At 42.2% G+C, this 15,809-nt stretch carries 19 protein-coding genes and 1 pseudogene; 2 read left to right on the top strand and 18 right to left on the bottom strand.

All coding sequences use genetic code 11. The annotated features are described in order from the left end of the window. The 14 genes and pseudogenes from rny to RYK12_RS08255 all read right to left on the bottom strand — a co-directional run. A partial coding sequence (rny, locus tag RYK12_RS08320) for a ribonuclease Y (RefSeq protein WP_314848429.1) occupies positions 1–1,372 on the bottom strand: 1,372 nt, incomplete at its 3' end. A 202-nt stretch (positions 1,373–1,574) separates the two neighbouring features. After that, positions 1,575–1,829: pseudogene (locus RYK12_RS08315) on the bottom strand (Txe/YoeB family addiction module toxin). 3 nt (positions 1,830–1,832) lie between these two features. Then, positions 1,833–2,087, bottom strand: a complete 255-nt coding sequence (locus tag RYK12_RS08310; protein ID WP_000388572.1) for a type II toxin-antitoxin system Phd/YefM family antitoxin — start codon at positions 2,085–2,087, stop codon at positions 1,833–1,835. Between the two features lie 238 nt (positions 2,088–2,325). Next, positions 2,326–3,423, bottom strand: a complete 1,098-nt coding sequence (locus tag RYK12_RS08305) for a nucleotidyltransferase (RefSeq protein WP_314848424.1) — start codon at positions 3,421–3,423, stop codon at positions 2,326–2,328. A gap of 9 nt (positions 3,424–3,432) precedes the next feature. After that, positions 3,433–4,173, bottom strand: coding sequence for a class I SAM-dependent methyltransferase (locus tag RYK12_RS08300; protein WP_314848431.1), 741 nt, complete (start codon positions 4,171–4,173; stop codon positions 3,433–3,435). A gap of 111 nt (positions 4,174–4,284) precedes the next feature. After that, a complete protein-coding gene (gene rsfS, locus RYK12_RS08295; RefSeq protein ID WP_314848422.1) occupies positions 4,285–4,638 on the bottom strand; it encodes a ribosome silencing factor in 354 nt (117 codons plus the stop codon). A 12-nt stretch (positions 4,639–4,650) separates the two neighbouring features. Then, complete coding sequence (locus RYK12_RS08290; protein WP_314848420.1) at positions 4,651–5,151, bottom strand: cysteine hydrolase family protein; 501 nt, start codon at positions 5,149–5,151, stop codon at positions 4,651–4,653. Further along, positions 5,152–5,745 carry a bis(5'-nucleosyl)-tetraphosphatase (symmetrical) YqeK gene (gene yqeK / locus RYK12_RS08285; RefSeq protein ID WP_314848419.1) on the bottom strand — a complete coding sequence of 198 codons (594 nt, stop codon included), beginning with the start codon at positions 5,743–5,745 and terminating at the stop codon, positions 5,152–5,154. It abuts the gene before it with no gap. Then, a complete protein-coding gene (locus RYK12_RS08280; RefSeq protein WP_084886755.1) occupies positions 5,745–6,374 on the bottom strand; it encodes a nicotinate-nucleotide adenylyltransferase in 630 nt (209 codons plus the stop codon). The genes yqeK and RYK12_RS08280 overlap by 1 nt, the downstream gene beginning before the upstream one ends. A 51-nt stretch (positions 6,375–6,425) precedes the next feature. Next, the gene (gene yhbY / locus RYK12_RS08275) at positions 6,426–6,737 is read right to left on the bottom strand and encodes a ribosome assembly RNA-binding protein YhbY (RefSeq protein WP_000060169.1); all 312 of its coding nucleotides are present in this window, start codon (positions 6,735–6,737) and stop codon (positions 6,426–6,428) included. A 212-nt stretch (positions 6,738–6,949) separates the two neighbouring features. Then, positions 6,950–8,056 (bottom strand): ribosome biogenesis GTPase YqeH, encoded by a 1,107-nt coding sequence (gene yqeH, locus RYK12_RS08270; RefSeq protein ID WP_314848413.1) that lies wholly within the window; start codon positions 8,054–8,056, stop codon positions 6,950–6,952. Between the two features lie 2 nt (positions 8,057–8,058). Further along, the gene (locus RYK12_RS08265; protein ID WP_314848411.1) at positions 8,059–8,586 is read right to left on the bottom strand and encodes a YqeG family HAD IIIA-type phosphatase; all 528 of its coding nucleotides are present in this window, start codon (positions 8,584–8,586) and stop codon (positions 8,059–8,061) included. Positions 8,587–8,600: 14 nt separating this feature from the next. Next, entirely contained in the window at positions 8,601–9,509 is a 909-nt protein-coding gene (locus RYK12_RS08260) for a magnesium transporter CorA family protein (RefSeq protein ID WP_084862913.1), read from the bottom strand. 51 nt (positions 9,510–9,560) lie between these two features. Beyond that, the gene (locus RYK12_RS08255) at positions 9,561–10,127 is read right to left on the bottom strand and encodes a mechanosensitive ion channel domain-containing protein (RefSeq protein WP_314848410.1); all 567 of its coding nucleotides are present in this window, start codon (positions 10,125–10,127) and stop codon (positions 9,561–9,563) included. 151 nt (positions 10,128–10,278) lie between these two features. Between RYK12_RS08255 and sstT the strand changes: the two genes are divergently transcribed. Together sstT and RYK12_RS08245 are read left to right on the top strand one after the other, a co-directional pair. Then, complete coding sequence (sstT, locus tag RYK12_RS08250; RefSeq protein WP_314848408.1) at positions 10,279–11,484, top strand: serine/threonine transporter SstT; 1,206 nt, start codon at positions 10,279–10,281, stop codon at positions 11,482–11,484. Between the two features lie 67 nt (positions 11,485–11,551). Then, a complete protein-coding gene (locus tag RYK12_RS08245) occupies positions 11,552–12,505 on the top strand; it encodes an aromatic acid exporter family protein (RefSeq protein WP_314848407.1) in 954 nt (317 codons plus the stop codon). Between the two features lie 51 nt (positions 12,506–12,556). On the opposite strand, the gene RYK12_RS08240 is transcribed toward RYK12_RS08245, so the two are convergent. From RYK12_RS08240 to gtfA, 4 genes are read right to left on the bottom strand one after another with little or no spacing between them, the layout of a single operon-like run. Beyond that, positions 12,557–12,781, bottom strand: coding sequence for an accessory secretory protein Asp5 (locus RYK12_RS08240; protein ID WP_314848405.1), 225 nt, complete (start codon positions 12,779–12,781; stop codon positions 12,557–12,559). Between the two features lie 4 nt (positions 12,782–12,785). Then, complete coding sequence (gene asp4 / locus RYK12_RS08235) at positions 12,786–12,965, bottom strand: accessory secretory system protein Asp4 (protein WP_001278708.1); 180 nt, start codon at positions 12,963–12,965, stop codon at positions 12,786–12,788. 1 nt (position 12,966) lies between these two features. Beyond that, a complete protein-coding gene (gene gtfB, locus RYK12_RS08230) occupies positions 12,967–14,304 on the bottom strand; it encodes an accessory Sec system glycosylation chaperone GtfB (RefSeq protein ID WP_314848403.1) in 1,338 nt (445 codons plus the stop codon). Further along, positions 14,297–15,808 carry an accessory Sec system glycosyltransferase GtfA gene (gene gtfA, locus RYK12_RS08225; protein WP_314848401.1) on the bottom strand — a complete coding sequence of 504 codons (1,512 nt, stop codon included), beginning with the start codon at positions 15,806–15,808 and terminating at the stop codon, positions 14,297–14,299. The genes gtfB and gtfA overlap by 8 nt, the downstream gene beginning before the upstream one ends. Position 15,809: the final 1 nt, after the last annotated feature.

The raw sequence follows: 15,809 nt of genomic DNA, 5'->3' as shown, positions 1-15,809 counted from the left end.
AGCTTTCAAGAGACTCACTACGAGCACCTGGACGGGCTGCGCTCAAGGCATCTGCTGCAGCGACGATCACTGCAATCACGCTCTCAGCTTCGACATCGCCGTGGTGACTAGCAATCGTATTGACCACAACTGGATGCTCCTTGTACTTACGAGCCAATTCCATACCAATTTCAACGTGACTACCTTCAACCTCGCGGTCAATAGCTTTCCCGATATCGTGAAGGAATCCAGCACGACGGGCAAGAGCCGCATTTTCACCAAGTTCGCTCGCCATGATACCAGCTAACTTAGCAACTTCAATCGAATGGCGCAAAACATTTTGTCCATAAGAAGTACGGAACTGCAAACGTCCCATAATCTTCATCAAGTCTGGATGAAGGTTTGGCGCACCAATCTCATAGGCTGCTGCCTCACCGTATTCACGGATCTTATTGTCAATCTCTTGACGGTTTTTCTCAACCAACTCTTCGATACGAGCTGGGTGGATACGACCATCTTTGAGCAACATTTCCATAGTCATACGGGCAATCTCACGACGAATCGGATCAAATCCTGACAAGGTCACCACTTCTGGTGTATCGTCGATAATCACATCGACCCCTGTCAAACTTTCAAAGGTACGAATGTTACGACCTTCACGACCAATAATGCGTCCCTTCATAGTATCGTCTGGCAGATGAACCGTTGAGTTTGTTGACTCCGCTACATATTCACCAGCGATACGTTGCATAGCTTGAACCAGGATGTCCTTAGCCATTTTGTCAGAACGTTCCTTGACCTCTTGCTCAGCTTCACGAATACGGCTAGCAATCTCCTTGGTCAAGTTTTCCTCTGTCTGTGCCAAGATAATATCTCGTGCTTCTGCCTGAGACAGAGCACCAATACGCTCTAGTTCTGCTTCTTTTTGTCTTTCGACTTCCTCTAATTGCTCTTCACGCGCATCAAGGTTTTTAGCTCTATCAGAAATACTTTGTTCTTTTTGTTCAAGTGTTTGTTCTTTACTCGTCAAATTGTCGTCCTTACGGTCGAGGCTAGTTGCTCTCTCTGTCAAACGACTTTCGATTTGTTTGAGTTCTTGACGTTCTGATTTGAATTCAGCGTCCACTTCTTCACGGTATTTTCTGGCTTCTTCTTTGGCCTCCAATAGTGCTTCTTTTTTAAGAGACTTACTTTCACGCTTAGCTTCATTAACCAATAAATCCGCTTCACGTTCAGCTTGTCCACGTAAATTAGTTGCTTCTTGTTCAGCATTTAAAAGCATCAACTCTGCAGCTTCCTGAGATGATTTCATCTTGGCTGAGATGCTGACATATCCAATGACTAAACCAATGATGACGGCAAAAACAGCAATCGCAAGCGACATGATCTCCATGTTTTTACCTCATTTTATTGTTATTCCGAATGACATACATTCTTTTACATTCTACCATAAAAAAGTGATTTTCACAAACCTAAAATAGAATATGTTTTGAGGAATTTGGTGTTTATTTCACTAAAATACATCTGTATAATCCTTATTACTTAAAAACAGTTTTTTAGTAGAGATTTTAGAAAAATCCCACCTTTCAGTAGACTTAGTAATGATCTTTGAAAGACAAGAAAGCCACGCTATCTCCATCCATCATATAAATCAATCGATTTTCTGCATCAATACGACGTGACCAAGCTCCTTAGTAGTCATACTTGAGTGGTTCTGGTTTACCTATTCCTGTAAAGGGATCACGTTGAATATCTTTGATTAGTTTATTGATTCTTTTTAACGTTTTCTTATCCTGATTTTGCCAGTAGCAATAATCTGCCCAGGCATCTTCTGTAAACTTGAGCAGCATTTCTTACTCCTCAATAACATGGACCTGAGTACTTCCAGCACGAACTTGAGCCATTCCTCGCAAAACCTTATCAGAAAGTTCCTTATTTTGAGCAATTCTCAGGGTTTCTTGGATACTATCCCACTCACTCTTTGAAAGGACTACAATGTCCTCGTCTGGATTTTTATTGACCACCGTTAAAGGCTCAAATTCATCATTTACCTTTTTCATGTAGTCCTTTAAATGATTTCGGAATGTTGAGTAAAGAACTGCTTCCATAACCATACCTCGTTTTACCTCTTTTCCACTATTATACATGAAAAGAAAAAAATTGTCAGGAACTTGTACAAGATTTTCTTTTTCTATCTATTTATACTCAATGAAAATCAAAGAGCAAACTAGGAAACTAGCCGCAGGCTGTACTTGAGTACGGCAAGGCGACGTTGACGTGGTTTGAATTTGATTTTCGAAGAGTATTATTCGTAAAAAATCTCAAAAATCCTACATTTCAGTAGACTTAGTTTGTTTCTATTCTAATCGGTACTCTTCCAAAATTCTGTTCTGCTATACTTGGATTTCCTAGTTGATAAATCTGGTCTGCCTTTTGAGTCATGACATCCCAAGGTTCTTTGCCAATTCGGCTGACTAGATTGACCTGCCCTTTCAGAGAATTGAGATGTTGCCTGCCTTTTTCGGTAAAACCAAGAACATGAATCCCTTCTGGCAAGGAACTCTCTCTGGCTTGCACCAAGATATAGGTCAATAGACGTCTGACACGCGCCTTGGTGTAGCGTTTGGTAGCAACCACTTCAACCAGTTCGTCAACAGACTGAGCCGTCTTGATAGCTTCCTTGATGCGCACAGCCATTTCTTGATTGACCTGATAGATGGTGGTTAGGTCTGGATTTGACAAGATTTGATAGCGGAGCATAGCAAAATAATCGTCCCAACTCACCTTACTAACCTGCTCAAAGAGTATAACTGAAGGCATAAAGCGTTCTAAGAAATCTTGGTCCTTCTGGTGCTGACGGAGAGCTGTCGCCGAGGCAAAGTCCACATCCTTGTCCACAGAATGATAGCCAGCCCCCTGACGCTGAATCGGATGCAACTTGATGTTTCGTCCTGCAACCGCCTTGGCATAGGCCAGAGCAAGAACATGATTGGGCGTTTTTCCTGAAAAATCAAGACCTGCAAATTCCTTCCACATGGACTGGGTCTTTTGGGGATAAGAGAGGGAATCAGGAAGATTTTCCACAAATTTCTCCATATCAGCGCCTTGTTCTGTGTATAAGTCAGCGATTTTCTGGTAATCCAGAACTTCCTCCGTCCCAAATGCTAGAGTATCAATGCCCAACCGAGCCAAGATATCCACAGCGCCTTGGCCAAAGAAATCTGCCGCCTGAACACTGACTAAAAAGGGCAATTCTACTACCAGATCCGCTCCATTTTCCAGCGCCATCTGGGCCCGTGTCCACTTGTCCACGATAGCTGGCTCTCCACGCTGCATGAAATTTCCAGACATAGCCACGATTTTCAGTCCCTCAGCCTGCTCCAGCAGGTATTTATGGCCATTATGAAAAGGATTGAACTCCGCGATAATACCTGTGATGGTCATGCTAATCTCCTACTTCTGCGCCACAAAAAACCAACGAGTGCTAGTCTCTGTCGGCTCCTTGTCTTCAAAATCTGCATAGAGTTTGAAGGACTTGAATCCAGCCTGTTCCAGCAAAATATCATAGGTCAGGACCTCATAAGTCCGCTCCTCATGCACTTCATCGTAGCGACTAAAGGAACCGTCCTCTCCTTTGACAAAGAAAGTCAGCTCATGCACGATGGAGTGAGGCGCCGCATCCTCGTAGGTATCCCAGAGCATGGCAAAATCTTCCGCATTTTCATGGTAAGAATAGCCTGGAAAAACCTCATCAGTCTGGTAGGTTGAATGCACATCAAAGATAAAGACTCCATCTTCATTGAGGGCATTATAGACTTCTTTAAAGACGTCTCCTACCTCCACCTCATCCTGCATATAGCAGATTGAGTCAGAATAACAAGTGACAAAATCGTATTGACCTGCCTTGGATAAATCCAGCATATTGCCTTCTATAAAATCAATCTTTTGCTTGGCTGAAGTCGCTCTCTTTTCAGCAATCTTCAACATATCCGCACTCAAATCAAGTCCAGTCACATCAAAACCTGCCTGAGAAAATCGCACAGACTGGATACCTGTCCCACAAGCCAATTCTAAGAGTTTCTTTCTTTCCTTAGTCTTAGGCATATGGCGCAGAGAAAAATCCGTCCATTTATCGTATAAACTATCGTCCATGACTGCATCATAGACCGCCGCAAAGGTTTCATAAGTTGCCATAATCATGATACCAAGAGCCTCCATGGCAAACACCACTCGCCCTTTACCTTTCTATCAATTTTTTCTAAAATAAGCAAATAAAACCCAGTTGACTGCAACTGAGTTCATCTTCTAAGCAAGAGTTTCTGAAATATCTACTGAATTCGCCTCATGCCATAGCTTCTCTAGGTTATAGTGGGCACGCATTTCTTCTGAGAAGATATGCACGACAACAGAACCTAGGTCCAGCAAAACCCAGCCTCCAGTTGCATCACCTTCGATGTGACTTCCTTTAAAGCCTGCTTCAGCTACTTTTTCACGGATGTTATCAGCGATAGCGTCCAACTGACGACTATTCATCGAGCTAGTGATAACAAAGTAGTCCGTCACGCTGGTCAATTCTTGTACATCAAGTGCGAGGATATCCTCCGCACGTTTCTCATCAGCCGCTTTCACGACTAGTTCTAGTAATTCTTTTTCGTTCATTTAGTCCTCTTTCTAGAAAATATGTTTGTAATCTAAGACATCTGCAAAGCGACCCTCCCAAATGCCCTCATAAAATTCATTTATCGTTTCTGCTGGAATGTCTTTCCCATCAAACGTTGTGCAAGTTCCTTCTGGAATAATAAGCTGATAGCCATATTCAAAAGCAACCTTGACAGAGGTATCCACACAATATTCTGTCTGCATACCACATAAAACTAATTTTTCAATCCCCTGTTTATCCAAGTATTCTTTTAAACCAGTTTCTTTGAAAATACTGTTATACTTCTTCTGAAAGACCTTTTCATTAGGTTTTCGACTTAAAAGCTCAGATAACTGCCAATCTTCTGATGTTTGTGCTTCAGCGTTCTCAATATGTTGAACATATACAATTTCGATATTTTTGCTTCTAGCCTGGTTTTGTAAATAAGAAATTTTTTCCAATAGACTTTTTGTCTGAAACCCAGTTTCCACTAAAATATTCTGAACATCAATGATTATAAAAGCCGTCTTCATTTAGTCCTCTTTCAAATAGTGCACAAAGGCGTTATAGGTTTCAAGGGTTTGGGGATAGATAGGGAATCCCTGATGAGCTAGATGCTCCACGGTACGAGCTGTTTCGTAGGCCACAGCCTTATTGAGCGATAGCACAGCAATCTCACGCGCCACATCTACTCCTGGAAAGGCGCGATTATGCTCGATATAGTCTGCGACGTAGATAACCTTATCAAGATCAGTCATCTGACCAGCCCCAACTGTATGAATTTCAATGGCTCGCAGAATTTCAGGATCTTGCAAGTTCAAATCTTCCTGAATTTTGTATATACCCACCATACCATGCCAGACATTATTGCCCCAGTTTTTGAGGTCAGGGTCTAATTGGTAACGGTCAATCAAATCCAGAAATCCCTGATCCGATAGCTTTTTAGCATAGTCATGAAGGAGCCCTGCTAATCCTGCTTTCTCGGCATCGACTCCAAATCTCTCGGCTAGCTCTATGGCTGCACTCTCTACACCTAGACAATGGGTTAAACGTTTTTCAGGTAGAAGCTCTGCCATTTTTTCCAACAAAGCCTCACGAGAGCAGTTGATATAGTCTTGATAGGCCATCAGTAGAGACCCTCCTTCTCGATGTAGTCTAGCACAGGCTGAGGCAGGAGAAAGTTGGGTTTCCGACCTTGGGCAAGGAAGTCACGCACCATGCTGGACGAGATATCCATGAGAGGCACATCCACCCAGATAACTGGATAGGAAGTCCCTGCCTTGTAGCGTGGGCGCTGAACCCCTACAAACTGAACCATGTCGACCAACTCATCAATTCGGTACCACTTGGGCAGATAGTCTACCATGTCGGCACCGATGATAAAGTAATAATCTGTATCTGGATTCTTCTCAGTTAGAAGCTTCATGGTGTCGTAGGTATAAGAAATGCCCTTGCGCTCCAGCTCGATTGTTTCAATGTCCAGACCTTCAATCCCCTCAATCGCCAATTCAAGCATCTTGAGACGATGGTGTTCAGGAATGGTTTCCTTTTTATCAACATGAGGAGGTTGGTATTCAGGCATGAGCAGAACCTGATCCAGTCCCAACTGTTGTCGCACTTGATCCGCAACGATCAGATGGGCATTGTGAACAGGGTTAAAATTCCCCCCTAAAATCCCGACTTGCTTACGTTTTTTCTCCTTGATTTCTGGCTCCAACTCTACCTTGGTAAAGGGAGTCAATAATTCGATTGCCATAGGCTAGTCTCCTTTATTTCTCTGTAAAAACAGTTGTTTGGAGTAGGTTTTTTAGATTTCTTTGACTTTTTTAGAAATCTTGCGATTTTCTTTCTTGCTGGATTGTTTAAACAAGATCAAGATGCGTCCGATTTTTTGGACTGTATCCACACCGATTTCTTCTTCCAAGATTTCAGCTACTTCGTGGATGTTTTCATCTGTGTTTTGTAAGAGCGTTACTTTAATCAATTCACGGGCGTCAAGAGCTTGGCGAACGCTGGTTTTGATTTGGTCGTTGAGACCATTCTTCCCGATCTGGATGATGGGTTTGAGGGTGTGTGCCTGGCTGTTGAGGAAGGCACGTTGTTTTGATGTTAATGACATAATTTCTTCCTTGTTTTTTTGATAGTTATTTTAGGTGGTGAGGGACGGTCGGAACTAATTTTTCAAAGATCTCATCTTTGGAAAATGGATTTCCTGACCTCACAATTGAGCCTTGGTCTCAATTGTGCCCCTTGCCAATCTACAGATTGGCAAGATCCCACGGCAATAACTATCTTTTTATGAGCTCACTTTGTTCGCTCAGTGATTTTAGTTTAAATAATTGCTTTTCGTGTGACGACGGCGACGCCTTCGGGTGCCCAGACGGCTACTTTGGCGGTACCTGTCACGCGGATCCAGCCTAGTCCTGAGATGACTAGGTCTGTCTTGTCCTTAATATTAAAGACATGTTGGACTAGTTTTGGAAAATCTTCTTTTTCCTTGCTATTTGGTGGTGTAAGGAGGGTTCCGACGTGCTTGTCGTAAAAGGCACTAGCGCCTTCTAGCTTGGTACGATGGAGTTTAAGTTCATTGTCAAAGAAGGCTGTGAATCCTTGCTTCTCACCTGCAATGAAGTCAAAGCGTCCCAAACCACCTAAAAACAGGGCTTGCTCAGGATTAAGCTGATAGGTTTTGGGCTTAATTTCCTTTTTAGGGCTGACATACTTGAGGTTTTTGGCCGTCAAGTAGTGGGCCATCTGGTGGCGGTGGATAATCCCTGGTGTATCGTAGATATAAGATCCGTCGTCAAGCGGAATCTCAATCTTATCCAAGGTTGTCCCTGGGAAGCGTGAAGTCGTAATGACATTCTGATCACCCGTGATTTCTTGGATAATAGCATTGATTAGAGTTGATTTTCCAACGTTGGTCACACCGACCACATAGACATCGCGGCCCTTTCGGTAGTGCTCGATTTTGTCAATAACTTCCTTGATGGCATGTTTGTTTTGTGCCGAAGTTAGGACGACATCGACTGGACGAAGACCTTCTTCGTGGGCACGTTCCATGAGCCATTGGCTAATCTTACCCGGTTTAACTGACTTAGGCAAGATATCTTTTTTATTTCCAACCAAGAGGACATCATTGCCCGATACAAAACGTGGCAAGCCTGGGATGACAGAGCCATTAAAGTCAAAGATATCAATGACATTGACTACCAAGGCATCACTGTCTCCCACCTCGTGCAAGAGCTTGAGGAAATCATCGTCCGTCAACTGGACATCTGTGATTTCATTGTAATGACGGAGACGGAAACAGCGTTGGCAATAGACTTCGCCTGTCTCCAAGCCTTTTTCAAGTGCCGACTGGGGAGTGAAACCAAGACCAGCCTTGTCTGTTGTCTGAATGGTTGCTCCACAACCAATACAGAGAATTTCTTCCATAGTTAAATTCCTTTTTTATATGTAATCGGTCCGTACTTTTCAGTGATTTTTCGCATAACACGGCGCTCACGAGCTCGGTTAATCTGCGTTTTGATTGAGTCGTGCTGAACTAAGGGTTTTACCAAGATTGAGCGAATGCCTGCACGGTGAGCTGCTCGTATATCTGTCATAAGCTGGTCGCCCACCATGACCACTTCACTTTTCTCATAGTGAAATTCCTTCATGGCACGGTCAATCCCAAATGTAAAGGGCTTCAGAGCCCAATAAACGTAATCAATCCCAAACTTCTCAACTGCTCGTTGGACGCGTTTCTTAGTGTTATTTGAGACTACGATAATGCGAATGCCCGCGTCCCGAAGATCATGTAGCCATTGCTTCATCTCTGGCGTCCCGTCAGGATTATTCCAAGCAATGAGGGTATTATCCAAATCGACCAAAACAGCCTTGATTCCCTGCACCTGCAGGCTTGGGACTGTCAGATCATAGACTGCTTCCACAGCAAAATCTGGCATGTAATTTTCAATCGCCATTCTGGCTCCTTTTCTTAACTTTTTTTCGCAATTTTCCTTAGTAATAATGACAGGATAATCCACAAACCGGCACTTGCCAAGCTGATATAGAGCCAAGCATGGGGCTCATCTGTTAAAGGTAGCGGAACATTCATTCCGAAAAAGCCTGTCACGACTGCCAAAACAGCCAGCAAGACTGAAATGATAGTCAAGGTTGTCAAATTATCATTCAGATTATTGTTTAGGATGTTGTTGTAAGATGCTGATAGTTGTTGGAGAACTTGAGAAATCAAATCTGTCATGGACACCAGCTGATGAGCTTCAATCATAGCATCATCAAACTGCTCTCTCTCAATCTCATTAAAACTGCGATAAAGGGCATGCCCTTGAATATGCTCTAGCAACATGCGATTTTGCTTAGCAGCCGCAGTAAGATAAACCATACCGGTCTCCAAGTCAGACAAGGCAAAGAGATTTTTCTTGGTCGTCCGCTGACGCAAGAGGCCATTAACCTCATCCTTACTCTTGTCCATCTGCTCGATGACAGGATAGTAGGCATTGCTGATGATTTCCAGACTGGCAAAGAGAAACTTGTAAATTGAAAGCGTGTCATGACTCTCCAGATAACGAGTCATCTGTTCAATGACATAGGCGTTCTTGGTATTACTAATGGTAATCAGGCGACGATGTTCCACGATAAAGGTCATGGGAAAAGCTTCGTAGTATTCCTTGTCCTTTTTCAAGTTCAAGACATTGTAGATAAAGGTCACAGTCCCATTTTCACGGTGATAATCCATGTGGGCACGCTCATTTCTATCCAGTGCGTATTCAATGGTTTCCTTGTCCAAACCGTAGATTTCTGAAAGGTCTTCTAGTTTTTTCAACTTGTCCAAATCTAGGTTAATCCAGGCACAGCCATTGCCCAACCGTTTTTCTAAAAACATCTTCTCTCCTTTACCAAACTCTTTCTATTGTACCATAAATCTGCTAAAATTTCAGGCCTGGTCTTTCCGAGAAAAATTGCTGACGACAGTGATATTGCGATTAGGAACGAAGTGTAGAACCTGGTCTTCTCCTCGGAGTTGTGTTGTTCGAATGCCAACGCTGACAACCTTGCCCGATACAGTAATAGGCCCATTTGTCAGAACAACCTCATCTCCCACATCCAGTTGACGTTCAAAGAGGATGAAAAAGCCATTGATGACATCAGACAGAAAGCCTTGGGCTCCCATCCCAATAGCTACCCCAGCAATCCCAGCACCTGCCAGCAAACTAGAGACTGGCAAGCCCAAAATAGACAAGATACAGTAAAGTAAAAAGAAATAAAGGGTATAATTAAACACATTTTCTAACAGACGTGAGATGGTTTTTTGGCGCCCGACATCGTGGCGAGACATCTTTAGAGAAGGTTTAACAATTCTCTGCACCATAGTATGAAGCAGTTTCTTAGCTATGTAGAATAGCAAAAATAGAAATAACAGAGAAATTAACTTGGTTAAGATATTCTCAATAATCGTTGTTATATCAAGCTTATTGAGGTAGGTTTGAAAAAAATCTTGCATAGAAAACTCCTTTCATTTATTATACCATACTTTCACAAGTGATGAATCTCCATAAATATTCAAAAATAAGAGCAAAAATAGACAGAAAATTCTTGATTTTAGTTCATATTTATACTATAATCATAAACATTACACAACAAAGGAGATTGTTATGAAAAAATTCATTCATGCTTGGAATAAGGCAAGCCTGATCAAACGTATTTTGATTGGTATGCTTATTGGAGGAACTCTAGGACTAACACTTCCTAACATTTCAGGAATTGGCCTGCTCGGAGATCTCTTTGTTGGTGGTCTCAAAGCCATCGCACCGATTCTGGTCTTTGCCCTCGTTGCTAACGCCCTTTCCCAACATCAAAAGGGACAAGATAGCAATATGAAAACCGTTATCTTCCTTTACTTGGTAGGAACCTTTGCTGCTGCTCTTATTGCTGTCTTTGCAAGCTTTATTGTCCCTGTTGAAATTACCTTAAATAGTGCTAATACCGATATTGCTCCACCAGATGGGATTGGCCAGGTCCTCAGCAACCTCTTGCTCAAACTGGTTGACAATCCAGTCAATGCCCTTATTACTGCCAACTACATCGGTATCCTATCTTGGGCAGTTATTTTCGGGATTGCTATGAGAGAAGCCAGCAAAAATAGTAAAGAATTGCTGAAAACCATAGCTGATGTGACTTCTAAGATTGTCGAATGGATCATCAACCTAGCTCCATTTGGTATCCTTGGTCTTGTCTTCAAAACCATCTCTGATAAAGGAATCGGAAGCCTAGCCAACTACGGAATTTTGCTTGCCCTCTTGGTGACAACTATGTTCTTTGTAGCCTTAGTAGTCAATCCATTGATTGCCTTTCTCTTTATGAAGAGAAATCCTTATCCCCTCGTTTGGAAATGTTTGCGTGTCAGTGGTGTGACTGCCTTCTTCACTCGTAGTTCTGCAGCTAACATCCCTGTAAACATGAAACTTTGCCACGACCTCGGACTAGATCCAGATACCTATTCTGTTTCTATCCCACTTGGTTCTACTATCAATATGGCCGGGGCAGCGATTACCATTAACGTTCTAACCCTTGCTGCAGTAAATACTTTGGGAATCCCTGTTGACTTTGCGACAGCCTTTGTCCTTAGTGTGGTAGCTGCTATCTCAGCCTGTGGGGCTTCTGGTATCGCTGGCGGTTCCCTCCTCCTTATCCCAGTTGCTTGTAGTCTTTTCGGTATTTCTAACGATATTGCCATGCAAGTTGTCGGGGTTGGATTTGTGATTGGTGTCATCCAAGACTCATGTGAAACAGCCCTCAACTCTTCTACAGACGTCCTCTTTACTGCCGTTGCCGAATACGCAGCAGCCCGTAAAAAATAACTCATAAAGACAAGCCTACTCAGGTCTTGTCTTTTCCGCTTTTATTCTAACTTATTAGGAAATTCTTATGTCTATTAGCCAACGTACGACCAAGCTCATCTTAGCTACCTGTCTTGCCTGCCTTCTTGCTTATTTTCTCAATCTCTCCTCAGCAGTTTCAGCTGGAATCATCGCCCTCTTGAGCCTATCCGATACCCGTAGAAGTACCTTAAAACTGGCCCGCAATCGGCTCTTTTCCATGCTTCTAGCTCTGGTTATCGGGGTTTTGGCTTTTCACTTGAGCGGATTTCATATCTGGAGCCTTGGCCTCTATCTAGCCCTTTATGTGCCTCTAGCCTACAAGATGGGCTGGGAAATTGGCATCACACCAAGCACTGTTTTGGTTAGCCATCTCTTGGTTCAAGAGTCAACCTCTCCATACCTCCTAGTCAACGAATTCCTTCTCTTTGCTATCGGTACAGGATTTGCCTTGCTTGTCAATCTCTACATGCCTTCACGAGAAGAGGAAATTCATCACTACCACACATTGGTAGAAGAAAAGTTAAAAGATATCCTCCTACGCTTCAAATATTATTTATCCAGAGGGGATGGACGCAACCGAGCACAACTGGTTGAAGAATTAGACACCCTTTTGGAAGAAGCCCTCAGACTGGTCTATTTGGATCACTCTGACCACCTCTTTCACCAGACCGACTACCATATCCACTACTTTGAAATGAGACAAGGCCAAAGTCGTATCCTGCGAAATATGGCCCAGCAGATCAACACCTGTCACCTAGCTGCCAGCGAAAGCCTGATTTTAGCCCAACTCTTTTCAAAAATTGCAGGTCAACTGAGCCAGACCAATCCTGCTTCTGATTTACTAGATGAAATTGAACGCTATCTGGAAGTCTTCCGTAATCGCAGTCTCCCCAAGACAAGAGAAGAATTTGAAACCCGCGCCACACTTCTTCAACTCCTACGTGAAGCCAAAACCTTCATCCAAGTAAAAGTTGACTTTTATCAAAAATATGGACAGTAAAAAAAGAAAACTTCAGACCAATCACAAAAGGTGAATATCTGAAGTTTTCTTTTATTTGTAAGTTATTACCATAAAGATTAATAGTAGAACAAATAAGGCCAAACTCACCAATAAAGTAAGAACCTTGACCAAGGTGTCACTCTGCCAGTAGCTTGGTTTACCAATATTACTAGTGGCATCCATGGAAAATAATTGATTTTGACGAGGTTGTATGGTTACCAATACAATCAAAGCAATAGATAGAACAATAGCTAAAACAATCAGTATGTCAGTCATAGGCCTACCTCAAAATCCCTAGCAGTGTAAAGAGTAAACCAATCAGAATCATTAAACCCAAGAGGAGTGAAAAAGTCTTACTAATCTTTTCCCCTCGAGTTTCTTTTTCCTTCTTGATAGGTTTTTGTTTCAACTCTTCCATGCGACCTTCAACGTCTTTGTAAAATAAATCTTCGTCTGACATGTTAGCCTCCTAAAACGGTTTGCATGATTTCCTGATATCGCACCAAGTCAACATAGTTGGCATGTTGGCCTTGTTTGCCAAGTGCCTGACGCATTTGATCAACATCTGAAAGAGCCAGTTTAATGGTCTCAACCAAAGAAGAAACTTCACTACTCTCAAATAGATGATCTGGAGCTATGTAAAGTCTATTGTGCACCGTTTGGTTAAAGCCAAGAATCAAGAGATTGTGCTCAAAGGCCTGACGTACTGCCTGCAATAACTCATTGCTGTGGTTTATATCCAAGTAAATATCCGACAGTTGATAGAGCTCTTGAATTTTCTGTGGACTAGCGTTCTGATAAAGTACCACATTAGGATAACGAAGCATATCTAATAACTTAGAAGACATCTCTGTCACCGCTGCAATACGGAAAGTGACATCAGGCAGTGCTTCTACGATTGCTTCCACTTGCTCAATCTGATCTGAATTAGTCAAGATTAAGGCATCTCGTCTTAGGAAATTATCTCGTTTGAACTGGTAATGGTAACCCAAGTGCACAAACTGATCATGGTATTTCTCGTCAGTCAACTCTAAAGCACGTTCATAAGTCGCCTTGTTTGGAATGATAATCTTCTTGGTGCGCACATCATCACTCTCTAAAATCAACTGCATATTACCTGGAATGGCATCATAGAGAGGTTCTTGCCAAACCAAAACATCTGAGCCAGACTTATCTGGATGATGGAAGGAAACCAAGAAAGGAGTCGCTAGAGTATTAAAGACAATCTGATGCTTATCTAACTCCAAATCTTGCAAAAAGAAGGTAATAAATTCAATCTTATTAGCAAAGTAACGCATAGGTTGACCAGGTAAGGTCAATAAGATATTACCCGTCACATGGTTTTCAAGTAACACCTCCTGACCATTGACATCTTGGTAAACCGTCATCACCGGCTCACTATCTGCACTGTAGGTCGTTGTAGCAAAACAAGCTCCGAAACGATTGTAATGATCAACTTGACGGACTCGACCTTCCAGGTCTTTCCAATCTACTTGCTTAACCAAGCGAGCCTGCATTCCATCAGCATAATGAATAACGGCTCTCTCCTGTGTCATATCCTCAATACGAGCAGACTGATTATTGCCTGAAATTTCCCAAAAAGCTGGAACAGGGACTTGGTTAAAATAGAGAGGTTTTCCATCCTCGTAACCTAGATAATAGGTAAAAGGAGATACCAGACCATCAGGCAGAAAACCATCTGCATCGATGACCACTCCAAGTTGAGAAAGACCAGTAGCTACTAGACTTTCATGTAAATCTTGACTTTCCTGACTATAACGATCATAAAGTTCAATCATGGAGCACCTCCTCTACTGTTTTCTTCCACTTTTCTAAAATTTCTTCGGTTAAGAAACCTTCTGCAATTTGATAAGAATGGGCACGCATAGCTTCCAAACGATTTTCTTGATACAATTGACAAATCTTAGCTTCATAAGCTTGCTTGATTTGGTCTTCTACATGATCAGATGAACTTGGTATCAAATAACCATTTTGCCCATCTTCTATAAAGGTCTGATTACCATAAGGAACATCAAAACCGATTAGGGGTAGACCTGAACCAATAGCTTCCATCAAGGTCAAACCAAAGCCCTCGCTGGTTGAAGCCGTCAAGTAGACCTCATACTGGCTATAAATCTGCGAAAGTTCCGCATGTCCCTTGAGCTGGATATAGTCCTCAGCCTGATGATTTGCAATAATTTCTCTGAGCAGAGAATCTTCTCCACCACTACCATAAATATCAAAGGTTAGTTCAGGTATTTCCTTACGAGCCTCAATGACCGCTTTGACCAACCAGTCGATGTGTTTTTCTTTGGCCAGACGCGAAGCGGTAATTAAAGAAAAGGGCTTACGTCCTTGACTTGACTCGGTCAAGGAATCAATACTTCCTACAGGAATGGTAACAATCTTTGGGCGATGCTGGGTGTATTTGGCAAATTGCTCTTGCAACACTTCATTTTGTCTATCTGTGGATACGATAAAGAAATCAACCTTATCTGCATTGGTAAACTGGTAGTCATAATAGTTATTCCAAAGGATATAGTCCTCATTTGTAGCATTTTCACTATAATGCTCCGCGTGAACGACTACCGCTAGATGCGCGGCCTGTGCTTCCTCAAACACAACCTGACCAATGCCTGTCTCCCTATCAAGAATAACCAAATCAGACTTGTTCAAATTCAAGGATTTCATAAAAGCACGCATGAAAGCTTGCTTTCCATAGAAAATTTTATCCTTAAAACGATAAACTTCTTCCTTACCTTGATTCATCAAGATATCATAAGCTGGAATTCCGTCTTCATTGTAAAAAGTTCGTTGGTATAGTACTGCAACATTGTCCTTGGGAGCAAAGTATTCGCTACAATAACGCGTATAAGAAAAGTAATCTTTCCGAATCAGGTTCCCCTTAAAAACATACTCGACATGTTGAACCAAGTCCTTGTTTTCATCCACCAAATAACAGGTGACAAACTTATCTTGGTCAGAAAAGAAGATACGCAAAATCTTGCCATTTTTTTCTCTGTGACTTTCTTCACCACCAAAGTAAGCCAAGACAACATCCACTGTCATGCTAGTCGGCGCAATCTTGATATCTGTGAAATGATTATAAAGCCAGATAACTTGCTCGTCATCAAAACCAATATTGGCTGTCAGATGCTGAATATTATCAGCTAAAATCATATCTGTAAAGATAAACTTAGAGGACAGATTTAATTTCCGAAAAACACCAGCACGATAGGCTTGTGCGTATTCAACACCGCTACTAGCCCATCCAAGTCCTAAATTTATATTGTAAATTGTCATA

The organism is uncultured Streptococcus sp. (genome assembly GCF_963518475.1).
In the GTDB taxonomy this organism is placed as follows: Bacteria; Bacillota; Bacilli; order Lactobacillales; family Streptococcaceae; genus Streptococcus.
This window is presented reverse-complemented; position numbering and strand designations above follow the sequence as displayed.